We start from the raw sequence: 21,574 nt of genomic DNA on the forward strand, positions 1-21,574 counted from the left end.
CTCTGCCACCTCGACGATGGATGTCCCCTCTCCCGTCGGGAGAGGGTCGGGGTGAGGGTAGCCGAGCCCGTTCTTCAATCCGTGACACTCAGAGTGGGCAGGGGGTTGAACCCGTGCCCTGGCCCGGAGGGTTGGGATTACTTCGGCCGCAAGCCCAAGAACGTCAACCGCTCGTCCGGGGCCAGCCCCACGGAGTAGAGGAAGGTCCTGGTCCCGAACGGCACCTCGTACGTGTAGAGCCGGTCATCGCCCAGGGTGCGCCGCTGGACCAGCACCAGCTTCCCCGCGGGCTCCAGGGTGCTGAGCATCTCCTGATATGCCTTGGCGCCTTCCGGGAAGAATCCCTTTCGCAGGTACGCGAAGTCGGCCGGCGTGAGCGCCCCGCTCCGCACCTTCTCGAGCAGCGCCGCCAGCTTCTCGGTGACCTGGGGCTCCGCGTCCGTGATGGGCTTGGAGATCGGCGAGGCGAGCGCGGGGTTCATCATCGTGGCGATGCCGTCCGTGAAGCGGGAGGGCCTCCCGTTGGCGGAGTTGGTCAGCACGATGATGGAGAGGGAGTCTCCGAGGAATCGAGAGTAGTGCGTCGTGAAGCCCTGCCATGCGCCTCCGTGCTGGTGCGCCGGCTTGCCACCGCGCTCGTCGATCGCCCACCCGAAGCCATACGGATAGGTGGCGCCGCTGGAGAGCTTCACGGGCGTCAGGATCTCCTGCCAGCTCGCCGGGGTGAGGATGGCGCGGGCCTGGACCGCGGCATCCCAGGCGATCATGTCCTTCAAGGAGAGGTAGAGCGAGCCGTCTCCCGTGGTGTTGAGCGAGGGCGAGACCCACTCCTGGTTCTTCACCTCACCCTTGACCAGGCGGTAGCCGGCCGCGCGGTGGGGAATCACATCCTCCTCGTTGATGGTCCGCGCCGTCGTCATGCCCGCGGGCTTGAAGACCTTCTCGCGGAGGATGTCGCCATAGAAGGTGCCGGCAACACGGTTCACGATGATTCCCAGCAGGACATAGCCGCTGTTGCTGTAGCTCCAGCGAGAGCCGGGGGGGAACTCGAGGGGCAGCGCGTAGCAGAAGCGCGCGAGCTCCTCATCGGTGTAGTCCTTGCGGTAGTCGAGCGTGCCCTCGAGATCGGGCATGCCAGAGGTGTGCGTCAGCAGGTGGCGCACGGTGATGCCACTCCACGTAGCGGGGGCCTCGGGAAAGAACTTCGTCAGGGGATCGGACAGCGAGAGCTTGCCCGCCTCCACCTGCAGCATCACCGCCATGGCGGTGAACTGCTTTCCCACGGACCCGGACTGGAAGATGGTCTCGGGGCGCACCGGGACTTGATGCTCGAGGTTGGCGAAGCCGTATCCCTTGGCCAGCACGACCTTTCCCTGCCGCACGATGCCGATGGCGACACCGGGCACCTTCTGGCGCTCCATCTCCTCACGCACGAAGGTGTCGACCCGTTTCTGGATCGAGCCTTGTGCGGCGGCAGTGGGAACGGCGGCGAGCCCCAGCAACAGGAGGACAGCGGAGATCGCTAGAGGGCGGGATGAGGGGCGCAGGTGGGGACTCCTGGTTGGCATCCCGCGGACACTACCACCCCCGTTATTCCAGCCCCGGTCTCAGGCCGCCCCGTCGAGAACGCGCAGGGCAGGGGCGCGAGGCTCGGCGGCGGGTTGCGGCTCCATTCGGAGCGCGGACCGGTCGAGGTCTGCCAGCCGGGGCCGGCCGAGCAGGGCGAGGGTCCGATCGATCTCCTTGGAGAGGATGTCCAGGGTGAGCTCCACGCCGGCCTGTCCGTCCGCGGCCAGCCCGTAGAGGAAGGGCCGGCCGATCATGCAAGCCCGGGCTCCCAGGGCGATGGCCTTGACCACGTCGGAGCCGCGGCGGATGCCACCGTCCAGGACGACCTCGGCGCGGCCCTGCACCGCATCGACGACCTCGGGCAGGACGTCGGTGCCCGCCGGGAGGAAGTCGAGCTGCCGGCCACCGTGATTGGACACGATGATGGCCTGCACGCCGTGCTCCACCGCCAGCCGGGCGTCCTCGGCGCAGGTGATGCCCTTGAGGACCAGCGGCCCCGACCAGATGGAGCGCAGCCACTCGATGTCCTTCCAGGAGACGGAAGGATCGAACTGCTTGTTGGTGAAGCCCGCGACGGAGACGGCGTCCTTCTTGGCCAAGTCACCGGTCTCGATGAAGTTGCCGAAGGTGGCGCGGGGACTGGATGACATCCGCAGCACCCAGCCGAGGTGCCGGAAGACATCCAAGAGGTTGGTGAAGGTGACGCGAGGCGGGAGGGTGAAGCCATTGCGCCGGTCCCGCTCCCGGTTGCCCATCTCCTGGACGTCCACCGTGAGGCAGAGCGCGCGGTAGCCGGCCGCTCGGGCCCGCTCGACCAGCGAGCGCGTGACGCCCCGGTCCTTCCAGACGTAGAGCTGGAACCACAGGGGAGAGGGCGCCGCGGCGGCCACCTCCTCGATGGTGCAGATGGACATGGTGCTCAGCGTGAAGAGGCTGCCCCGGTTGGCCGCGGCCTTCGCGGCGAGCACCTCGCCCCAGGGTGCCACCAGCCCCGCGAGTCCGGTCGGCCCCAGGATGATGGGCGTGGACAGCTTCTCGCCCAGCAGCGTGGTCGACTGGTCCCTCGCGCTGACGTCTACCAGCGTGCGCGCGCGGAAGAGGTAGCGCTCGAAGCCGCGCCGGTTGGCGTTCACGGTGTACTCGTCCTCAGCGCCTCCCTCTACGTAGTCGAAGATGGTTCGGGGAAGCCGGCGGCGAGCTCGCTGTCGAAGGTCTTCGAGATTGATGATCATGTTGGGGGCTTCCGTGGACGCGACGCCAGCAGGATACCAGCGAAAGCCGGTGAGTCGGCAAATCTAGGGGGACGGAGGGCAGGCGGGCAGGCGGGTTGATCGAAGGCCTTGGCCTTGAGCGCGAAGGCCGTTGCCGGTGCCCATGCCCATTCACACTGGATGCCGGGCAGTGTCGGGTGCAGGTAGGGCTCAATGGGGCTCGAGGTGTCCAGAACCTCGAGCTCAGTGTCTTTGCCCGCTGCTCCCTTGATGACGCGCCGCTGTCGCCGGTGGCGTTGCCCCCAAGAGGGCCAAGAAGGACTCCTGCTCGTCCACCTCGAGCTCGAGGACCTGCGAGGACAGATCGACCTCGACGTCCAGGCCGTGATGCTTCGAGGTGAACAAGTAGCCAGACATGGGGCGGGTCTAGTTCACGTGCGCCACGCTGAAGGAGTTGGACACGACCGCCTCTCGCTCATCATCCCATTCCACACTGATGACGTAGCGATACGTTCCCTCCGGGAGGCTCGCATCGAGGGGTTGGAGCTCCTCGGAGCTTTTGCCGGGCAGCAGACGGTCCTGGTACGCCGCGCAGACCGTGCCGTCGGGGCGCGGAACCTCCGTCCAGGTCTCTTCCGCCTGACGCTGCAGCGTGGCGAAGCAGAGATTGTAACCGAGTGACTGGAGCGACACGTTCTGGAGCTGAAGCTTCAGCTCGGAGCCGGGTGCGTAGTGTTCCTGGTCTGTCCTCAGGACCGCCTGCCCCTCCAGGGGCGCACCACAGGCCGACAGCCAGAGCACCGCACCGCCAAGAAGCATGTTCCAACGAGACATATTGCCTACTCCCCATCGCTGCCCGCCGGCCCGAGCCTCGTGGCCAGGATGATACGGAGAACGCAGGGGGAGAGCCAGCAGGAGTGAGGGCCGGAGAGCGCAAGTGTCTCCTCGACTCGGTTATCTCAACCGAAGCTGGCCACCTCGGTGAGCACGGCGCGTGAGGGTCGCGTCACGTAGCCGAAGTGTTTGTCCGACTCGGCGCGCAGGTGCTTCGCGGCGTCACTGGCCACGTAGCGCTCCACGGCCTCCAGGCCCGTCAGCTCGTAGTGGCACACGTAGCGCCCCCAGCCGTCCGGGGCGTTGTTGGTGTCCTTCCACTTACGGCAGCGCAGGAAGCCGGGCTGGCGCAGCACCTCGGGGACGTGGACCTCCTCGTGCCAGCGGTTCCACGCCTGCTCGGACCCGGGCGCGACCTCGATGGTGACGACGTAGAGGGCCGGCTTCAGGGGCGCGGAGGATGGGCGCATTTGCATATGAGACTTGATACACCGAGGGGGTTTTCACTCCCATATTTCGTCGGAGCCGCGCGCATGTCCCCGTCCCTGCCCATCCGCCGCGTCGTCCTCTCGAGCTGACGAGGAGACGCGGTTGACCGGAGAGCGGGAGCAGCTCTTCAAAGACCAGGAGCGCATCCGGGCCAACGTCGATTCGCTCAAGAGCGGGGTTTCCCAGCGGGAGCTGGCCGAGCGCTTCGTGACGAAGCTCAACGAGCAGGAGGATCGGTTGGAGACAATTGCCCGGGAGCTGGAGCGAGTGGTGCGCGAGCAGAAGGCCGCGCAGAAGGAGGTACTCGACAGGGTCCAGGCGCTGTCCTTCACCGCGGATTTGGGCACGCCGCCGGCCGACAAGGGGCAGGGGCGCGACGGGAGCAAGGGGTAGTCCGCTCCGGGTCCATGGAGCGCATCCTCGCCACCGGGCGGTGTAGATTCGCGGGCCATGCGTGACGGTCTGTTGGATGATGAGAGTACGGTCTCCCTGCCGAAGAAGCGGGGGGCCGGAGAACGGGCGCCTCGCCTCGTGCCGGCGCTGACCCTCATCTCCCACCCCGTCACCCAGCGGGTGGGCGAGCGGCTCCTGCTGGAGGAACTGCTCGCTGGCAGGGAGGTGCCGCTGTCGCGCAAGGCCCCTGAGTTCCTCCGGGCCGGCGAGTCCCAGGGCACGCCGCTCGCGGACCCCTGTGTGAGCCGCAAGCCCATCGTCTTCGCACCTGGGGAAGGGGGCCGGGTTCGGCTGCGCGTCGAGGAGGGCGGCACGCAGGTGGTGGCGGGCGAGCCCATTGTCGGAGGCCGGGAGTTCGGTCCCGAGGAGCTGGCCTCGGGCATTCCGCTGGAGCTTGCCGAGCGCGTGGTGTTGCTGCTTCACCTGGTGGAGCCCGAGACGGATGGTCCCCAGGACTCGCTGGGCATGGTGGGGCAGAGCCCGAGCATCCGCCGCGTGCGCATGCACATCCAGAAGGTCGCCGAGCTACAGGAGCCCGTGCTCATCCGCGGTGAGACGGGGACGGGCAAGGAGCTGGTGGCCCAGGCCATCCACCAGCACAGCACGCGCCGCGACGAGCGTTTCGTCAGCGTCAACCTGGGCGCCATCCCCAAGGAGCTGGCCACCGCTGAGCTCTTCGGCGTGAAGAAGGATGCCTTCACCGGCGCCACGCGCGACCGCGAGGGCTTCTTCCGCGCCGCCCAGGGCGGCACCCTGTTCCTCGACGAGGTGGGCGAGGCCTCTCCCGAGGTGCAGGTGATGCTGCTGCGCGTGCTGGAGTCGCGGGAGATGTACCCCGTGGGCGGGCACACCCCCATCCCCACCAACGTGCGCCTCGTTGCCGCGACGGATGCCAACCTCGAGGAGCAGATCCGCGACGGGCGCTTCAAGGCGCCGCTGATGCACCGGCTGGCCGGCTATGAAATCCGTCTGCCGCCCCTGCGCGAGCGCCGCGAGGACATCGGCCTGCTCTTCTTCCACTTCGCCCGGGAGGCCCTCGAGGCGCTCGGAGAGGCGTGGCGCCTGGAGCCCGAGGACCCCCAGGCCGAGCCGTGGTTGCCCGCGGCGCTCGCGGCCCGCCTCGTCCGCTACTCCTGGCCCGGCAACATCCGCCAGCTGCGCAACCTCACGCGCCAGCTCGTCATCGCCAACCGGGGCCAGCCGCAGCTCCGCGTGGATCCTCAGCTCGAGAAGGAGCTGGGCTCAGGTGCGACCCCCTCTGGACGTCCCCTGCGCGTCGCGGAATCGCTGGAGCCGAGGGCCGTTGCGCCCGACTCGGAGCCGAGGGCCACGCCCCGTCGCAAGCCCTCGGACATCACCGAGCAGGAGCTGCTCACGGTGCTGCGCGCACAGGCCTGGGACCTCAAGCGCGCGGCCGACCACCTCGGGATTCCTCGGCCCTCCATCTACGATCTCATCGACAAGAGCCCGAACATCCGGACGGCGGGAGACCTCACCCCGGAGGAGATCTCCCACTGCTACCGCGAGTGCGAGGGCGACCTGGACGCCATGGTGCGGCGTCTGGAGGTCTCCAAGCGGGCGCTGCGCCGCCGCATCAACGAGCTGGGACTCGACTCCTAGCTCTGTCGACGTGTCGACAACGCACCCGGGCCCGGGTTTCGACACTTCTCGACGTGTCGAACGGCTTCCCAGCGCTCGTGTTCGAGCCTTTCGGGGGGACGATGTGTGCTGACCGCACGTTTTCGTAGGTGTGGCATGCACGTTGCTAGGGCACGCGCAGCCGAAGCAGGGTACGAGAGGAGGGGGGCTTGGCCCTGGTTTCGGCAAGTTCCCAAGCTCCCGCTACAATCCGCGGAATCGGAGGGGAATCCATGCTGTCGAAAAATCAGACGGAAGTGCTCGAGGAGCCGAAGCCCGAGGCCTCGACGGACATGCTGCTCAGTCAGGACGGGGTCCAGAAGTCGCTCAACCCGGCCCCCACCGCCATGGCCATGGCGGGCAATGGCGGGATGAATGATCCGCCCGTGGGGACGTGAGCATCCGGGCGCCATGAGCCGGCGCTCCGTCGCTGGCTCAGTCCTCATGCCGCGCGAGTGAACGGGAGCCGTCGAGCAGTTGCCGCATGCGCGGGAGCCGCGGCTCCCATTCCCGCGCCAGGTGGGGGTTGTCCTTCAGCGCCTGGGTGAGCTCCTCCCGGGCCTGGTTCAAGAGCCCCTGTTGTCCGGCGGCGGAGTCCTCCGCCTGCTCCAGCAGGAGGCTCGCGCGCAGGAGCCGGGCCTGGGGCCAGCGAGGACGTGCCCGCAGCACGTCCTCGGCCAGTGTGAGCCCCTGGGCCAGCACGGGCGCGGGGTCCTCGCCGCTCTTCCTCTTCCAGAAGGCCCACTCCCGATGGAAGTGGCCGAAGGCCAGCCGCGAGTCCTGGTTGGCCGGGTCCAGGTCGAGAGCCCTTCGGAAGGCTCGCGCGGCTTCCTCGAAGTCCTCGTCGCGCGCCTGTCCCCGCTGGGCCTTCCACCGGGCCTGGAGCTCACGCACCCGTCCCAGGTTCAGGGAGTTGTCGGAATCGCTGGGAGTCCGGTTCAGTGCCTGGAGGACCGCCTCCGACGCCCGCTCGAGGCTCCTGCGTGGGTCGCGTTCGTGCTCCAACTCGAAAGCCGCCCGGGTGTAGTGGGCCAGGCTCAGATTGGCCCAGGGCGTGTGGTGCTCTGGAGCGCGGTCGATGGCCTGCTGGAAGGCTGCCTCGGCCGCATGCACGCTGGGGCTCGGTTCCTCTCCGCGGGCGGACAGGTAGGTGGCGCGTCGCGCATGCACCCAGCCGAGGTTGTTGTAGGCGTTCACACCCCGCGGAGCCAGGGCGATGGCCCGCTCGAAGGTGCGCTGGGCCTGGTCGAGCCGTGGGAAGGGGTCGCCCCCGTGGTCCCACGTCTCGTGGGCGAGCTGGACCAGGACCAGGCCCGTGGCGTTGAGCAGGTAGGTGAGCCCGGCGTCGATGGCGAGCCCTTCCTGATACCGAGCGAGTGCCTTCTCCAGCTCGGGCCGGGCATCCTCGCCCCGTGCCCTGACGTGCCTGGCCAGGTGCTCGTGGAGCTGCCCTTCGTAGAAGTAGCGCAGGACGTAGCGGGGATTGCGCGTCCGGACCTCGTCCAGCACGCCGCCGGCCTGCTCCAGGTCTCCCTCCGGCTCCGGGCCGCGCGGAAGCGAGGCGCGCAGGAGGTACGCGTTCACGAGGTCGATCCGGGCGTGCAACTGGCTCTCGTCCAGCCGGATGGCCAGGCGGAAGGCGTCGATCGCCCTGCCGAGCATGGGCAGGGAGTCCAGGCCGCTCTGCTGCTGGTGCTTCGCCCACGTCATGTAGACGAGCCCGCGCATCAGGTGGACCTCGCCATCCTGATCCTCCGGGGCGATTCCCTCGAGGAGCTCGGCGGCCTTCTGGAGCTGCGCGTAGGGCTCCAGGTTGTCCTTCTGGCGGAGCCGGCCCCAATGCAGGAAGAGCGCGCCCAGCTCCAGCCTCGCTTCGGGCCGCGCGGGGGCGGACTCCCAGGCCTCCTGCGCGGCGGCCAGTGCCTTCTGGAGGTGCTCCCGGGCCTCCGCGCCCCGGGTGGCGTGGTGCTCCGCCAGACGGCGGTGGAAGCGCGCCTCCAGGACGCGGGATTCGTAATGATCGGGCGCCACCGTGAGCGCGCGAGCCACTGCCTGGAGACCGCGCTGCAGGGGGGGCTCGATGTTCCCCTGTCCATACAGCTCCATCTCCAGCTCGGCGCGCTCGAGCTGCGCCAGCGCATGGTGGACGGCCGGGTCGCTCCGGCCGATGTCCGCGGCCCGCTCGTAGCTCCGGCGGCTGGCGCCAAAAGCGGCCCGGGCCTGCTCGTACCTGCCCTGGCTCCAATGCCGGGTGGCCGACGCCAGGAAGATGTCTCCCCGGAGCATGGGGGCCGCGTAGAAACCGGGAGGCCCGTTGCCCAGCGCGTCCAGGCGCGCCAGGGCCTCATCGTGGCGTCCCTCGAAGAAGGCGATCAGCGCCGCCACGTAGTCGGGCGGCACGGGCGCGCCCTCGCTCCGCCGGAGGAAGCCCAGGGCCGGGTCCCTGAAGTGACGCTCGAGCTCACGCTTCCGGGCCTCGAGTTGCTGCAGGGGAGAGGTGTCGCCGGGGCCCGTCTTCGCGCGCAGCTGCTGGTATTGGCGCTCGGCCTCCAGGAGCTGTTGCTGGTAGAGGTTCCCCAGCACGAGGGCCAGCGCATAGGCGGCCCGGGGCTCGTGGTAACCCCGCGCCCACGCGGCGTCCAGGTGCTCCCGGGCTTTCGCCGTGTCTCCGAGCGCGAGGTAGCCCTGCCCCAGGGCGTAGTGGCCCGGCCCCTGGCCCAGGTTGCCGGCCTCGCGCATGTCGGCCTCCAGCTCGCGCATCCACGCGCGGATGCTCTCCCGGTCCGGGCGGGTGTCATGCGCGGGCGACAGGTGGGACTGGAGCGCGTGGCTCTCGATGTCCTTCACCTTCGCGGTGAATCGACTGGCCAGGCGCGCGCGCTCGGAGGCCTCGCTGCGCTCCAGGGCGGCCTGCCCCAGGGCGAGTGTCACCAGGACGAGCGCCCCCGAGCCCATGGCCACGGCGGCCCGGTGCTTGCGGACCTTCTTGCGCAGGCGGTACCAGGTTCCGGTGGGACGTGCGTGCACCAGCTCGCCATTGAGGAAGCGGCTCAGGTCCTCGGCCAGGGCGCGCGCCGAGTCGTAGCGGGCCGAGCGCTCCTTCTCCAGGCACTTGAGGACGATGGCCTCCAAATCCGCCGGGATGTCCGCGTCGAGCGCGCGCAGGGGCCGGGGCTCCACGGTGGAGATGTTGCTGAGCACTTCCAGGTGGTTGCTGCCCTGGACGGGGTGGCTGCCGGTCAGCAGGTGGTAGAGCGTGGCGCCCAGGCTGTAGACGTCCGCGCGCCTGTCCAGCCGCGACACCTCTCCCCGGGCTTGCTCGGGCGCCATGTAGTGGGGCGTGCCCACCACGGAGCCGGTGGCCGTCACTCCCTCCTTCCAGTCGCGCGCCAGCCCGAAGTCCACCACGTAGGGCTCGAGCTTCCCGTCCTGGGAGCGTGCCACCATGATGTTGGAGGGCTTGAGATCCCGATGGATGAGGCCGGCGCGGTGGGCCTCGTGCACGCCCTCGGCGACGTCCCGGAGCACCATCGCCTTCTGCTCGACGGTGAGCTGCTTCGCCAGCAGGTTCAACGGCTTCCCGTCGATGTACTGCATGGCGATGTACGTCTTCCCCTCGACCTCGCCGACCTCGTACACCTGACAGACGCGCTCGTGCACCACGCGGGCCTGGGCGCGGGCCTCGAAGACGAAGCGGCGGGCGGAGTCGGGGTCATCGTCGCGGACGAACTTGAGGGCGACGTCGCGGCGCAACCGCGGATCATGCGCGAGGAAGACTCGGCCCATGCCGCCCTGGCCGAGCAGGCGGATGGGCTGATAGCGCTCCCAGCCAGGCACCGGAAACTCCATGGCCCCCACGGCGGGCAGCTCGCGCGAGGGAGGCTTCACCGTCATGGTGTCGTCGTGCGGAGGGGCTCCCGCCGGGAGTATCGAGGTCCGGGTCGGCTCCTCCTGGTACTCCCTGCGCAGCGAGGCGAGCGAGTCCGCGGACAGCCGCCCCTGCTCCACGAGCAGCTCCAGCGGAGGCCGCCCCAAGCGGAGCGCCTCCGAGTGCAAAGCCTCCGCCTCCTTTTTGGAGAGAAGGCCCTCGGCCACGGCCATGCGCAGCTCCGAGTCAAACCCATCGGGCACGGAAGACTCCCAGCGTGAGAGCGCCATGTTACCGCCACCTCCGAGCGGATGGAGGCCCCTCAGCAAGGGACACGCCAACGTCCGGCCCTTGGAGTTCCCAGGACTTCGGCGGAGCCGACACGTCGGTTGCCTGCTCCGACGTGTCGGAAAGGTAACTCAGCGGGCCTGGTGGACCTCGGCGCCGGCCACCACTGTGAGTTTCACCTGGGCCTGGAGCAGTTCCGCAGGGGGCGCCTCTACCGGATCCACCGAGAACGCCACGAAGTCCGCGTCCATGCCCGGCTTCAATCGGCCCCTCTCGTTTTCCGCGAAAGCGGCGTAGGCCGCGCCCACCGTGAAGCCCTCCAGGGCCTCCTCGCCGCTCAGCCGCTGCGTGGGAAACCACCCGTTGAGGGGCTGGCCCTCGGCGTCCTGCCGCGTGCGCGCCGCATACAGCCCCAGCAGCACGTCCGGACGCTCCACCGGGAAGTCGCTGCCAAACGCCAGCGGCGCCCCCGACTCCTTCAGCTTGCGCCACGCGTACGCACCCTGGATGCGCTCGGGCCCCACGCGCGTCTCCGCCCAGGGCATGTCGCTCGTCGCGTGTGTGGGCTGCATGCTCGCCACGAAGCCGGCCTGGCCCATCCGGACGATGTCCTCCAGCCGCATCACCTGCGCGTGCTCCACCCGGTGCCGCAGGTGGCGCGTCCCGGTGGCCTCGGCCTGGCGCAGCAGCGTCTCCAGCACCAGCGTGTTCGCCCGGTCTCCAATCGCGTGCGTGGCCACCTGGAAGCCGCGCGCCATGAAGGCCTTCGCCCGCGCCTCATACTCCTCGGGCGTCAGCAGCAGCAGCCCGCGGTGGCCCGGCTCGTCGCTGTACGGTGCGTGCAGCGCCGCGCCCCGGCTCCCCAGCGCCCCGTCCATGCTCAGCTTCACCGAGCGCAGCGTCAGCATCCGGCCCTGGAAGGGGCCGTCGCGCAGGTACGTCTCGCGGGCCACTCCCATGCCATCCGCCATCACGTAGACGCGCACCGGCAGCCGGCCCTCCTTGTCCCAGCGCTGCAGCAGCCGGAAGGTGCGCAGATCCATGCCCGCGTCGTGCACGCCCGTCAGCCCCACCTCGGCGCAGCGTGCGAGTGCCGCGGCGAGCTGTGCCTCGTGCTGCGCGCCCGTGAGCGGCGGCAGCACCGCGGTCACCAGGTTCATCGCGTTGTCCACGAGGATGCCCGTGGGCTCGCCGTCCGGACCGCGCAGGATGCGGCCTCCCTCCGGGTCCGGCGTGTCCTTCGTAATCTTCGCGCGCCGCAGCGCCTCGCCATTCACCCACAGCGCGTGGCCGTCAATGCGCTCGAGCACCACGGGCGTCTTCGGCAGCTTCGCATCCAGCTCCGTCCGGCCGGGGAAGCTCTTCTCCGGCCAGTCGTTCTGGTCCCAGCCCTGGCCGATCAGCCAGTCCCCCTGCCAGGCCGTGGTGGGAGCGGAGGCCACGCGCGACAGCACTTCGTCACGCGAAGCCGTGCCCTCCAGCCGCACCCCGGCGAGACTGCCGCCGAGGCCCGCCAGGTGCCCGTGCGCGTCGATGAGGCCGGGCACCACCGTTGCGTCTCCCAGGTCCACCACCCGCGCTCCCGCTCCTGCCGCGGCGAGCACCTCGTCTCGGGTGCCCACCGCGAGCACCTTCCCCGCGCGCACGGAGAGCGCTTCGGCCATGGGTCGCTCCGCATCGAGCGTCCGCACGCGCCGCGCCACATACACGGTGGTGGTGGAAAAAGAGGAGGCCTGCTGCGTCTCCGGCGAGTGCCGGGCACATCCGGCCACGCACGCGACGAGGAGCACCGCGCCAAGGAGGGACTTCATACCGTGCATCGCTCACCTTTCAGACTGCCCCGGTTGCCGGGGTCGGTGGCGCTGCACTCTGGCGCACTCGCGCGTGACTGGGAAATGCGTGGGGACTGCTAGCGCTTGACGGGCTCGGCCACCCCCTTCCGCACCGCGTCATCCAGGAGGGCCCGCGCCTTCTGCTGGGCCTCGCGGTTGGCCTTCTCCATCTGCTCGCCGAGCTCCTCCATCGGCTCGCTGTACTTCTCCATCTCCTTGCCGAGCGCATCCATCTGCCGGCCGAACTCCTCCATCGGCTCGTTGTGCTTGTCCATCTCGTCGCCGAGCGCATCCATCTGCCGGCCGAGCTCGTCCATCTGCTTCTCGAGGGCGTCCTGCTCGCGCTCCAGTTGCTCCTCCTGGCGCTCGAGCTCCGGGGACTCCTTGTCGTGCTCCCGCTCGTAGCGGCGCTGCGCGAGGGAGACCTCCGCCAGCTTCAGCCCGATCTCCCCCATCTTCTCGCCGAGCTCGCCCTGCTTCTTCCCGAGCGCGCCCATCCGCTCGCCGACCTCCGACTGCTTGTCGCCGACTCCGGACTGCTTGTTTCCGAGCTCCGACATCTTCCGGCCAATCTCCTCCTGCTTCTTGCCCAGCTCCTGCTGCTTCTTGCCGATCTCCTCCATGGGCGCGAAGAGGCTCTCGAAGGTCTTCAGCGTCGCCGCATCCCGGATGAGGTACTCCTGCTCATCCTGGCGCATATAAAGGAGGGGCTGGTTCCCACCCGCCGCGAGGGCGCGGGCCCGGCGCAGGTCGCGCATCGAGCCGGACATCGACGCGCTGTCGGACGAGCGCAGGAGGACATAGGAGAACAGGTCCTCGTCCTCGTCCCCCTGGACGTCGATGACCTGCGTGCTCGGGGCAGCGGGGGGCTTCGGCGGGGCGGCCGGGGGCGCCGCGAGGGCGAGTCGGGGCAGGGCGGCCGGAGCCTTCGCGGGGATGGCCAGGGCGGGCTCCGAGGGCTTCACGGGCACGGCGGGCGGAGTGACCGCGGCCGGCGCCAGGGCGACCGGGGGCGCGGCGGTGGCGGTGGCGGGCGTCTCCCGGGCCACCACCTGGAAGGGGACGAGTGCCACCACGGCGAGTCCTCCCAGGGTCCAGCGAATCCACTGACGGCGCTGCTTCGAATCAGTACTCGCGTGTTCCAGCATGGCGATTCTCCGTTTCAGGGCTGCGAGGTGTGACGAGGCACCAGGCATCGCCGCGGCAGCCGGAGCGCGGGCGACACCAAAGACGAGGAGCAGCCGCCCGTACTCGCGGGGCGCGGCACCGGTGGCCTGGAGCGCGGCGGCGTCACAGGCCTCCTCTCGGGCGAGCGCGTACTCACGGCACGCCCGCCGCACGAGTGGATGGAAGAAGAAGGCCACCTGCGCGAGCGCCGGCACCCAGCCGAGCCACAGGTCCCCGCGCCGCACGTGGGCGAGCTCGTGTGCCAGCGCCATGCGCTGCTCCAGCGGGGACAGCGTCTCCAGCGCTCGGCGCGGGAAGATGACCTCGGGGCGCAGCAGGCCCATCGCGAGCGGGCTGGGCGCGTGCTCGGAGACGAGCAGCCGGGGGATGCGTGTGAGGCCCAGCTCGCGCCCGAGGACCTCCGCCGCCTGTTGCAGGGTGGACTCCTCCAGGGGCCGGGCCTCACGCCGGATGCGGCGAAGCTGCACGAGCCCCCGAAGCAGCTCGCGGCCCTGCCATGCAATGCCCCCGAGCCACAGGAGCAGCGCTCCCAGCAGCAGCGGCCGCCAGTCCCTGCGCGTCTCGCGAGCCTCGGGTGCGTGCACTTCTGGAGTAGGCGTGCCCCCCTTGTTGCTGGCCATGGGCCTCGTGCCCTCGAGGGCCACGGCGGGGGCCTCCGTCTTCACGATGGCCACGGGCACCTCGGACGCGGGCAGCAGCGGCAGGCGCACCGCTCCGGGCATGCACAGCCCCACCAGGCACTTGAGCCCCACGAGCCACCAGAGGGTGGTCCGCACGGAAGCGGGGAGCTTCGGCAGCAGGCGCGTAATGGCCCACACCACCAGCGCCCAGAGTGCTCCCTGCCACGTCACCTGCAGCAGCGTCCGCAGCACACCGAGCCCGTGCTCCATCACCGTGTGCACGTCCATGGCGCTCATTCCTCCCCCTCCTTCTTCGACTTGAGCCGGGCCACGGCTTCCTCCAGCTGGCGCAGCTCCTCGTCACTGACCTCATCGGCCTGGGACAGCCACGTGGCGAAGGGCGACAGCGAGCCCGCCAGCGACTTCTGCACGAAGTCCCCCACCACGCCCCGCAGCAGCTCCGCCAGCGGCACGCTCGAGCTGTACTGGTAGACGCCCTCCACCTTGTGCCGCGTGAGGTGCCCCTTGCTGCGCAGCCGCTCCATCACCGTGAGGATGGTCGAGCGCGCCAGCCCCTGCGGCTCGCCGAACTTCTCCGCCACCTCACCCACGGTCGCGGGGCCGTGCTCCGCCACCCAGCGCAGCACCACCAGCTCCTGGTCTCCCACCGGCTTCTTCATGCGCTCCATCCGCGTGACTACAAGTGTCGTCACGAAGCAAGGTAGCCGTGACTACGGTTGTAGTCAAGTCGATGGGGCGCCGCTCCGTCCGGTGGGGGGAAGGAGGGCTGGGGGAGGGGCTCAGGTGCGCTCGAGCACGAGCTGCGTCCAGTCCCCGCCCAGGCGCAGGCGGGGCACGGTGACGCTGCCGTCCGCGGCGGCGGCGACGGTGCCGCTGGCGGAGCCGAAGGTCCAGCGGATGCGCTCGCCGGGCAGGCACCGGAAGCGCTGCACGCGCCGAGGCGTCACGTCCACCACGGGCGGCTCGGTGACGCCGGGGCCAATCACCGCGCGCAGCGGCAGCGCGAAGCGCCCGTGCGTGTCCACCAGCTGGCGGGTGTCCCAGCGCAGCGAGCGGTTGAGCATGCCCGCCACGTCTCCATCCCAGCCCGTGTCACCGGCCACCTTCGGGTCTCCCGCGTAGCCGGAGTCGTTGCGCCAGGGTTGGCGTCCGTTGCTCGCGCTGCCCGGGTGTCCGTCCCACGAGGAGCGGCTGAAGGCCGGGAAGGCCAGGTCGCGCCGCAGCAGCGTCTGCTCGTCCGAGCGAGGGTTCCAGCCCCGGGTCCACCAGGGCGGGCCCAGCCAGGGGTCTGACTCGACGTGTCCGCCCTCGTCCCAAACGGCGACGTGGCCGATGTGCTGCGTCTGCAGCATCTCGTAGAAGGAAACGCCGGTGAGGCTGCTGGGCCCCACCACGGAGCCGAAGTGGATGATGGGGTCATCCTTGCCGTGCTCCAGGAAGAGGAACTGCGAACGGGCCCCGGACTCGTCGCGCAGGGCCCTCGTCAGGTCCAGGCGGCTCCAGACGCCCAGGCCGTCCGCGTCCGGCACTTCCTCCTCGGGCATGCCCCACAACGAGGCGAGCTGTGCCAGCCGCCAGGGGCGGTGGGACCGCGCCACCGGCTGCGCATGCTTGGCGAACACCCCCGCGAAGTGCCGCGCCTCCAGCAGGCCGAGCGCCAGCGCGCCCGCGCCGCCCATGGAGTCTCCCTCCACGAAGACGCGCTCGGGGTCGGCTCCCGGGTAGCTGCGCAGCACCCACTCCAGCAGCGCCAGCACCCGGCGCACGGTGTACGGCGGCACGGCGCTGGCCATGGCCGAGCTCCGGGGCAGGCTCGCGGAGTAGCCCCACCAGTACGTGAGGTTTGGATCGCTCGGCTCGATGACGAAGCGGTCCGGGGACACCTGGGCCTGGGGCGGCCAGTTGCCCACGCCGTGCAGGCGCACCGTCACCGGCATGGGGTAGCCAGCCGAGGCCGACAGCGGCACCGACACCACCGCGGGGAAGGTGCGCCCGGCATACCCGGGGCTGTCCAGCCACGCGTCCGTGGGCTGCTCCAGCGTCAGGCGCAGCGTGCCGTGCAGCTCCTCGCTCTGGAGGATGCGCGGCTCGGGCGGGCGCACGGTGTCGCGCACGGCGATCGTCATCCGCGCCGTGGCCGTGCTCTGGCTGTCCCGAGCGGTGAAGGTCACCTCGTGGCGCCACCCGCCCTGGATGAAGTCCGGCTGGAAGGTGAGCGTGCGAGAGGGCTCATCCCAGCGGGCCCCGGGGGGCAGCCCATCCACGAAGATGCGGGTGTCTCCCCGCGCGCCCTCGAGCTCCACGGTGACGCGCAGCACCTCCTCCTCGTTCACCGTCTGGAGGGGAGGCACACGCAGCGTGAGAGTCTGGGAGCCGTTGGGAATCAAAGGATCCGTCTCGGACTGGGCGGACGCGCTCTGGGGCGAGTCCAGCAGCAACAGGACCAGCAGCGTCAGCGCGAGCGCTGGATGCCGCGGAATGCAAGACCGGAACGTCCTCCCCCAACGCATCGTGCCACACCCTCATGAGCGGCTTCCGAGGGAGCCGAGTCCCCCGGGCCGCGGTTCGAAGCCCTGCCGAGTCCTAGAGCAAACCTCGTGCCCCTGACGCGCACCCCAACCGACGCCCCGGCGCCGCTGTTCCCGACGCCGCCTCCCCCTTTCACCCCGTCTTCACGGATGGTCCGGATGCAGCCGGTGCCGCCACCCGGTGCGCTGGGAGGTGAGCGCACGATTCTCGAAGAGTTTCACCAGCACCAACCCCGCGATGAAGCCACCTACGTGGGCCCACACGGCGACACCTCCCTCGGGCTTGAGCTGGTTGAGCTGGGGCAGGCCGGTGATGACCTGGATGCCGAACCACCACAGCAGCACCACCCAGGCGGGCAGGGGGATGACGCGGATGATGATGAAGATGATGAAGAGCATGTTCACCCGTACCCGCGGGTAGAGGATGAGGTAGGCACCCATCACTCCGGAGATGGCGCCCGAGGCTCCTACCACGGGGATGGGCGAGGCCGGGTCCACCACCACCTGTGCCGCCGCCGCCGCCAGGCCGCACACCAGGTAGAAGAGGAGGAAGCGCAGCCGGCCCATGCTGTCCTCGACGTTGTTGCCGAACACCCAGAAGAAGAGGCAGTTGCCCAGGATGTGGCCCCAGCCCGCGTGGAGGAACATGGAGGTGATGGGCGTGAAGCGGTTGATCGCCTCGTTGCCGACGACGCAGTCCAGCCCCGGTCCGAGAGGCACCGCGAGGCCTGGGGGGGCCAGCCCGGTGAGCTCTCCTGGGACGAGCCCGAGGTTGCATACGCTGGCGGACAGGACTTTCGCGTCCAGGCCGGCGCCCTGCACGAAGACCCAGGTGGCCCCGATGGCACCGAGCAGCAGGTAGGTGACGATCGGCGTGCGGAGTGTGGGGTTGTCGTCGCTGAGGGGAATCATCGGGCGGCTCCAAGATGTCCACGGCGAGGGGGTGGGGCAGGGGAGTCGCGTCCCACGTGTATGGCGGCGGACGGACGTTCCGGCTCACTCCTTGATGTGCAGCTTGCGCACCAGTTCCTCGTACTTCTCCGGCGGGAGGTTGGCCTTCAGCAGCGCCTGCCGGAGCTGCGCGCCCTTCTTGTACGAGGCCGAGTAGCCGCACTCGGGGAAGAACTCCGGCAGCGCCGAGTAGACGAGGTTTCGCGGGTAGTCCCGGCACATGCCCGGCCGGCTGTCGTAGGCGTCGCACTGCTTCGTCACCGGATCGTAGTGCGTGCAGCGGAAGACGAGGAGCCTGGCCCGCCGGTCGTCGCTCACGTACTCGAAGCCGTTGATGACCCGGTGCCACGTCAGCGTGAGCCAGCGCAGCGAGCGTAGGAAGAAGACGGGCCGGCTCACCGGGATGACGGGCGTCTCGCAGCAGCGGCCGCAGCCGTTGCAGGCTCCCGTCAGCCGGTAGCGCGGCTCTCCCCGGGCCCGCAGCAGCAGGCGCGTGAGCCACAGGTCGATGGTGTAGCGCATCAGCGCTAGCCGTTTGATGGCACGGCGGATGGGCCCGTCCTTCATGGAGGCGTCACTCTACCCGGGCGCGACGCTTCCATGGCCTCCCGGATGGGTTGCAGGCAAGCTGCTGGGTTGCAGGTTGGCTGAATAGTGTTTGCCACCTGGATGCGTTCACCTGCGGTGACTTGGCGCGAGCGAGGGCTCGTGGTTCAAATCTACACCGCATCTTCAACTGCTCGTGGGGAAGAACCCGATGAATCCGTCGAAGCGCTCGCCGTGGTCTCTGTCATTGGTGCTGCTCGCCGTTGCCTCGCTCGCCACCGGCTGCGCGGCCAGCCGCCGCGAGGCCTATATCCAGGACAAGGCGGCCCAGCACACGTACCGCAAGCCCATCGCCGAGGTGTGGCCGCAGGTGCGGATGCTGCTGAAGGAGAAGGAGCTGCCGGTGCGCGAGGCTCAGGGCGGGTATGAGATCAGCACCGACTGGCACATGGTTGGCGCGCCCTCGACGCTGGGCACCAACTACGTGCGCTACCTGGTGCGCGGCAAGCAGCCGACCCCGGCCATGTGCATGGTGGAGATCTTCAAGCAGAACCGCACCGAGTCCGGCCCGGGCCCCGTGGACGCGACGACGGGCCAGCGTCGGGAGCTCGGCACGGACACCACCAACATGGTGCGCGACATGGAGATGGAGTGGGAGCTGCTGCAGCGCGTGGACCCGGACGCGGCCAAGGCGCTGCGTGATGAGGCCGAGAAGACCATCAAGTAGGGGCACGGCCCCGCGCGCTCAGTCGCGCAGGGGCAGCTCCACGGTGAGCCCGTCGTACGCCACCTCGACGGGCCCCTTGAACTCCTCGCGCGCCTGCGAGAGCAGCCGCGAGGGGTCGGTGTCATGGCGGCTGGACAGGTGCGTGAGGATGAGCCGCTTGGCTCCCGCATCGCGCGCCACCTGCGCCGCCTCGCGAGCCGTCGAGTGCCGCGTCTCATGCGCGCGCTCCTGCTCGTCGTCGGAGAAGGTGGACTCGTGGATGAGCAGGTCCGCCTCCTTCGCCGCGCGCACCAGCGACTGGCACGGGCGGGTGTCTCCGGAGATGACCAGCCGTCGCCCGGGCCGCGCGTCCCCCACCACCTCCTCGGGACGGATGGTGCGGCCGTCTGGCAGCGTCACCGTCTCGCCCCGCTGGAGCTGGCCGTAGATGGGCCCCGAGGGAATCCCCATCGCCTTGGCCTTCTCCAGGTTGAACTTCCCCGGACGCTCGTCCTCCTGCAGCACGTAGCCGAGCGCGTTGATGCGGTGGTCCACCCCCACGGCCTGCACGGTGTAGCCGCGCCGCTCCACCTTGTCGCCGTCGCGCAGCTCGTGGAACTCGACGGGGAAGGACAGCGTCTCCACGCCCAGGTGCACCGCCTGGTGCAGCAGCCGCCGGGCCGGGGGCGGGCCGTAGAGCTGCACGGGCGAGTCCCTCCCCATCATCCCCAGCGTGCGCAGGAAGCCGATGATTCCCAGGTAGTGGTCCGCGTGGAAGTGGGTGAAGAAGACGGCATCCACGGTGAAGCCGGTGCCGAAGCGCACCATCTGCCGCTGGCTGCCCTCGCCACAGTCGAAGAGCAGCAGGTCCGAATCCGCTTTCACCGCCAGCCCGGACAGGTTGCGGTGCAGCGTCGGCTGTGCGGCCGAGGTGCCGAGGAACGTGAGCCTGAGAATGGACATACCGGCGCTGCCCACGATGGAGACCCTCCCGCGCAGCATCCGAGCGCTGGCGACATGCCCCATCTACTACCAGAGGTTGACGCGGGGGTGCTTCCCCCTCTGACGCCGCTTGCGGTATAGGCGCCAGCCCCCGAACATGAGCGACTCCCTCACAGTCTCCCCCACGAGTGACCCGCGCCGCGTGCGCGCGGCCGACGGCTCCATCCTCTCCGTGCCCCCCGGCTGGGCCCTGCTGCCCCCGGGCGACGCGGGGCTCACGCGTCGGGTGAAGGCCGCCGGCCCGAGCTGGACGGTGGTGGAGAAGAAGGGCCGCAAGGTCTTCTCCCAGGGGGTGTGGGCGCCCGAGGCCCACATCACCGCCGCCCGGGCCGTCCTGGACGTCGAGCGCGCTACCCCCGCCTATGCCAAGCGCCGCGAGGCGGATGTGCGCCGCCGCGAGCGGGAGCAGGCCGAGTACGAGGTGGATTTCGCCAACTCCGTGCTGCGCTTCCTCGCCTTCGCACCTGTTTTCACCGCCCAGGCAAAGAAGCTGGCGGTGGCGGTGGCGGCCCATGCCACCCCGGTGGGCAGTGGCACCGTGGCTCGCACCGAGCGCATCCCCATCGAGCGCCGCGCCGAGGCCGCCGTCATCGCCTGGATGCGCCATCAGACTACTGCCTACGACAACCTCTCCATCGCCCGGGTGAAGGGGGCCCGCCGCGAGGTGCGCCGCGAGCTGGCCGAGGTGTCCCGTGCGGTGTTGGACCTGCATCGCCGCGACGCGCCCCACGCCCCGGCCGCGTGCCCCTTGTGCACCGCGCTGGGCCGGCTTGGTGCTCCCGCTCCGTAGTGGCCCCGGTTCCAGTATCGGCGGAATCTATTTCAGCCTCCAATACCTCGTGAGCGCGAGGCGGGGCTCCTGCCCTTGCGAGAAGTAGTGCGACGCCTTGTCCCTGGCGTACTCCAGGAATGCGCGGACAGCATGTTTCTGGGCGGGAGATAGCTGTTCGAAGCGTTCGAGCTGCCAGGCCCGAAGACGCTGCTCTCCGGAGGAGGACCCCGCTGGAAGGGTCAGCCCATAGACGGTATGGGGCATCAGGTTCCCGTGGTCCTCCAACGCGGCGAGCAGGTAGGCGGGGAGGTAGTACCTGAAGCCCTCCGAGCTCAGGAACGAGCTGGAGTGATACTGAAGCTCGGCAGGGGTCAGTTCCTTCCAGTGCTTCCCCTTGAAGGCGCGGACCAGTTCGGCACTCTCCCAGTCCTCGGTGTCGTAGCCGATGTGATCGTCCCCGGGATAGGGCGCGTCGGCGAAAGCGGCTTCGAGCTGCTGCCGGATGGCTTCACGCCTGGAATTCAGCATCCTGATTCACCGGCACTGTTCCGAGCAGCGTTGCAGAGCCATGAGCCGTGAGCATTCGGAGGCGCCGCTTCGATAGTTCTCGACCTCCCTGCGATGGTTCTCATCCCCTCCGCGGAAGCATTTGTCCATGATGGCCACCCTGGCGCTGATGCAGCGCTGATACTTCAGCCAGTTCGCGAGCAACTCGGCACAGCCCTGATGCTCGTGGCACTTCATGCTTGTGGCCTTGCAGGCCCGTCCCACCTCTTCCTTCAACAGCTTGTGTTCCGCCTCGGAGCAATCGCCGGGGGAACGGAGCGGCTGCTCGGCATTCAGTGGGCCAGAGAAGGTGCAGAGGGCCCCAATCAGCAGGAATGAGCACGTGCCTCGGATGCATCGAGCAAGGGGCGCAGGCCGCATGGGCATGCATGATAACGCCGGAGACTGGACGGCGATGCTTGAGACACCGCGTGCCAGGGATGCAACGGTGGATGCTCATTGCTCTTGGCGTGCTGAGTACGTGCATGGTGGTGAATTAGTGACTCTGATGT

20 protein-coding genes are annotated in these 21,574 nt (G+C 69.5%); 5 read left to right on the top strand and 15 right to left on the bottom strand.

The window, feature by feature from the left end; translation table 11 throughout:
* Positions 1–137: 137 nt before the first annotated feature.
* The 5 genes from OV287_RS05115 to OV287_RS05135 all read right to left on the bottom strand — a co-directional run bounded on the left by OV287_RS05115 (position 138) and on the right by OV287_RS05135 (position 4,090).
* Positions 138–1,568 carry a serine hydrolase domain-containing protein gene (locus tag OV287_RS05115; protein ID WP_267532846.1) on the bottom strand — a complete coding sequence of 477 codons (1,431 nt, stop codon included), beginning with the start codon at positions 1,566–1,568 and terminating at the stop codon, positions 138–140.
* Positions 1,569–1,607: 39 nt separating this feature from the next.
* A complete protein-coding gene (locus OV287_RS05120; RefSeq protein WP_267532847.1) occupies positions 1,608–2,801 on the bottom strand; it encodes an alpha-hydroxy acid oxidase in 1,194 nt (397 codons plus the stop codon).
* Positions 2,802–3,023: 222 nt separating this feature from the next.
* On the bottom strand, positions 3,024–3,197 hold the full coding sequence (locus tag OV287_RS05125) for a hypothetical protein (RefSeq protein ID WP_267532848.1): 174 nt from the start codon (positions 3,195–3,197) through the stop codon (positions 3,024–3,026).
* A 9-nt stretch (positions 3,198–3,206) separates the two neighbouring features.
* A complete protein-coding gene (locus OV287_RS05130; protein WP_267532849.1) occupies positions 3,207–3,614 on the bottom strand; it encodes an immunoglobulin-like domain-containing protein in 408 nt (135 codons plus the stop codon).
* A gap of 125 nt (positions 3,615–3,739) precedes the next feature.
* Positions 3,740–4,090, bottom strand: coding sequence for a DUF4286 family protein (locus OV287_RS05135; protein ID WP_267532850.1), 351 nt, complete (start codon positions 4,088–4,090; stop codon positions 3,740–3,742).
* 115 nt (positions 4,091–4,205) lie between these two features.
* Here OV287_RS05135 and OV287_RS05140 point away from each other — a divergent pair, with 115 nt between their 5' ends.
* The 3 genes from OV287_RS05140 to OV287_RS05150 all read left to right on the top strand — a co-directional run bounded on the left by OV287_RS05140 (position 4,206) and on the right by OV287_RS05150 (position 6,592).
* A complete protein-coding gene (locus OV287_RS05140) occupies positions 4,206–4,496 on the top strand; it encodes a hypothetical protein (protein ID WP_267532851.1) in 291 nt (96 codons plus the stop codon).
* Positions 4,497–4,553: 57 nt separating this feature from the next.
* Positions 4,554–6,176: a sigma 54-interacting transcriptional regulator gene (locus OV287_RS05145; RefSeq protein ID WP_267532852.1), complete on the top strand. Its 1,623-nt coding sequence runs from the start codon at positions 4,554–4,556 to the stop codon at positions 6,174–6,176.
* A gap of 251 nt (positions 6,177–6,427) precedes the next feature.
* The gene (locus tag OV287_RS05150) at positions 6,428–6,592 is read left to right on the top strand and encodes a hypothetical protein (RefSeq protein ID WP_267532853.1); all 165 of its coding nucleotides are present in this window, start codon (positions 6,428–6,430) and stop codon (positions 6,590–6,592) included.
* Positions 6,593–6,629: 37 nt separating this feature from the next.
* Here the strand turns inward: OV287_RS05150 and OV287_RS05155 are convergent, their stop codons facing one another.
* From OV287_RS05155 to OV287_RS05185, 7 genes are all read right to left on the bottom strand, one after another.
* Positions 6,630–10,352 carry a serine/threonine-protein kinase gene (locus tag OV287_RS05155; protein ID WP_267532854.1) on the bottom strand — a complete coding sequence of 1,241 codons (3,723 nt, stop codon included), beginning with the start codon at positions 10,350–10,352 and terminating at the stop codon, positions 6,630–6,632.
* 129 nt (positions 10,353–10,481) lie between these two features.
* Positions 10,482–12,170, bottom strand: coding sequence for an amidohydrolase (locus OV287_RS05160; RefSeq protein WP_267532855.1), 1,689 nt, complete (start codon positions 12,168–12,170; stop codon positions 10,482–10,484).
* 89 nt (positions 12,171–12,259) lie between these two features.
* Entirely contained in the window at positions 12,260–14,287 is a 2,028-nt protein-coding gene (locus OV287_RS05165) for a M56 family metallopeptidase (protein ID WP_267532856.1), read from the bottom strand.
* Entirely contained in the window at positions 14,284–14,670 is a 387-nt protein-coding gene (locus OV287_RS05170; protein WP_267532857.1) for a BlaI/MecI/CopY family transcriptional regulator, read from the bottom strand. The genes OV287_RS05165 and OV287_RS05170 overlap by 4 nt, the downstream gene beginning before the upstream one ends.
* A gap of 120 nt (positions 14,671–14,790) precedes the next feature.
* Positions 14,791–16,521, bottom strand: coding sequence for a hypothetical protein (locus tag OV287_RS05175; RefSeq protein ID WP_267532858.1), 1,731 nt, complete (start codon positions 16,519–16,521; stop codon positions 14,791–14,793).
* A 162-nt stretch (positions 16,522–16,683) separates the two neighbouring features.
* Complete coding sequence (locus OV287_RS05180; RefSeq protein ID WP_267532859.1) at positions 16,684–17,451, bottom strand: rhomboid family intramembrane serine protease; 768 nt, start codon at positions 17,449–17,451, stop codon at positions 16,684–16,686.
* 84 nt (positions 17,452–17,535) lie between these two features.
* Positions 17,536–18,057, bottom strand: a complete 522-nt coding sequence (locus OV287_RS05185; RefSeq protein WP_267532860.1) for a YkgJ family cysteine cluster protein — start codon at positions 18,055–18,057, stop codon at positions 17,536–17,538.
* Between the two features lie 190 nt (positions 18,058–18,247).
* Here OV287_RS05185 and OV287_RS05190 point away from each other — a divergent pair, with 190 nt between their 5' ends.
* Positions 18,248–18,763 carry a hypothetical protein gene (locus tag OV287_RS05190; RefSeq protein ID WP_267532861.1) on the top strand — a complete coding sequence of 172 codons (516 nt, stop codon included), beginning with the start codon at positions 18,248–18,250 and terminating at the stop codon, positions 18,761–18,763.
* Between the two features lie 18 nt (positions 18,764–18,781).
* Here OV287_RS05190 and rnz read toward each other — a convergent pair whose 3' ends face one another.
* Positions 18,782–19,705, bottom strand: coding sequence for a ribonuclease Z (gene rnz / locus OV287_RS05195; protein WP_267532862.1), 924 nt, complete (start codon positions 19,703–19,705; stop codon positions 18,782–18,784).
* 136 nt (positions 19,706–19,841) lie between these two features.
* On the opposite strand from rnz, the gene OV287_RS05200 reads away from it, so the two are divergent.
* Positions 19,842–20,534 (top strand): DUF2293 domain-containing protein, encoded by a 693-nt coding sequence (locus tag OV287_RS05200; RefSeq protein WP_267532863.1) that lies wholly within the window; start codon positions 19,842–19,844, stop codon positions 20,532–20,534.
* Positions 20,535–20,561: 27 nt separating this feature from the next.
* Here the strand turns inward: OV287_RS05200 and OV287_RS05205 are convergent, their stop codons facing one another.
* Positions 20,562–21,044 (bottom strand): DUF6714 family protein, encoded by a 483-nt coding sequence (locus OV287_RS05205; protein ID WP_267532864.1) that lies wholly within the window; start codon positions 21,042–21,044, stop codon positions 20,562–20,564.
* A 6-nt stretch (positions 21,045–21,050) separates the two neighbouring features.
* Positions 21,051–21,449: a hypothetical protein gene (locus OV287_RS56360; RefSeq protein WP_373371803.1), complete on the bottom strand. Its 399-nt coding sequence runs from the start codon at positions 21,447–21,449 to the stop codon at positions 21,051–21,053.
* Between the last annotated feature and the right edge of the window lie 125 nt (positions 21,450–21,574).

This window comes from Archangium lansingense (assembly GCF_026626635.1).
GTDB classification, from domain to species: domain Bacteria; phylum Myxococcota; class Myxococcia; order Myxococcales; family Myxococcaceae; genus Archangium; species Archangium lansingense.

Bases quoted from the DNA above. Each gene is read 5' to 3' on its own strand.
- OV287_RS05115 (WP_267532846.1), bottom strand. From the start codon at position 1,568: ATGCCAACCAGGAGTCCCCACCTGCGCCCCTCATCCCGCCCTCTAGCG.
- OV287_RS05120 (WP_267532847.1), bottom strand. From the start codon at position 2,801: ATGATCATCAATCTCGAAGACCTTCGACAGCGAGCTCGCCGCCGGCTT.
- OV287_RS05125 (WP_267532848.1), bottom strand. From the start codon at position 3,197: ATGTCTGGCTACTTGTTCACCTCGAAGCATCACGGCCTGGACGTCGAG.
- OV287_RS05130 (WP_267532849.1), bottom strand. From the start codon at position 3,614: ATGTCTCGTTGGAACATGCTTCTTGGCGGTGCGGTGCTCTGGCTGTCG.
- OV287_RS05135 (WP_267532850.1), bottom strand. From the start codon at position 4,090: ATGCAAATGCGCCCATCCTCCGCGCCCCTGAAGCCGGCCCTCTACGTC.
- OV287_RS05145 (WP_267532852.1), top strand. From the start codon at position 4,554: ATGCGTGACGGTCTGTTGGATGATGAGAGTACGGTCTCCCTGCCGAAG.
- OV287_RS05150 (WP_267532853.1), top strand. From the start codon at position 6,428: ATGCTGTCGAAAAATCAGACGGAAGTGCTCGAGGAGCCGAAGCCCGAG.
- OV287_RS05155 (WP_267532854.1), bottom strand. From the start codon at position 10,352: ATGGCGCTCTCACGCTGGGAGTCTTCCGTGCCCGATGGGTTTGACTCG.
- OV287_RS05160 (WP_267532855.1), bottom strand. From the start codon at position 12,170: ATGCACGGTATGAAGTCCCTCCTTGGCGCGGTGCTCCTCGTCGCGTGC.
- OV287_RS05165 (WP_267532856.1), bottom strand. From the start codon at position 14,287: ATGAGCGCCATGGACGTGCACACGGTGATGGAGCACGGGCTCGGTGTG.
- OV287_RS05170 (WP_267532857.1), bottom strand. From the start codon at position 14,670: ATGAAGAAGCCGGTGGGAGACCAGGAGCTGGTGGTGCTGCGCTGGGTG.
- OV287_RS05175 (WP_267532858.1), bottom strand. From the start codon at position 16,521: ATGCGTTGGGGGAGGACGTTCCGGTCTTGCATTCCGCGGCATCCAGCG.
- OV287_RS05180 (WP_267532859.1), bottom strand. From the start codon at position 17,451: ATGATTCCCCTCAGCGACGACAACCCCACACTCCGCACGCCGATCGTC.
- OV287_RS05185 (WP_267532860.1), bottom strand. From the start codon at position 18,057: ATGAAGGACGGGCCCATCCGCCGTGCCATCAAACGGCTAGCGCTGATG.
- OV287_RS05190 (WP_267532861.1), top strand. From the start codon at position 18,248: ATGAATCCGTCGAAGCGCTCGCCGTGGTCTCTGTCATTGGTGCTGCTC.
- rnz (WP_267532862.1), bottom strand. From the start codon at position 19,705: ATGTCCATTCTCAGGCTCACGTTCCTCGGCACCTCGGCCGCACAGCCG.
- OV287_RS05200 (WP_267532863.1), top strand. From the start codon at position 19,842: ATGAGCGACTCCCTCACAGTCTCCCCCACGAGTGACCCGCGCCGCGTG.
- OV287_RS05205 (WP_267532864.1), bottom strand. From the start codon at position 21,044: ATGCTGAATTCCAGGCGTGAAGCCATCCGGCAGCAGCTCGAAGCCGCT.
- OV287_RS56360 (WP_373371803.1), bottom strand. From the start codon at position 21,449: ATGCCCATGCGGCCTGCGCCCCTTGCTCGATGCATCCGAGGCACGTGC.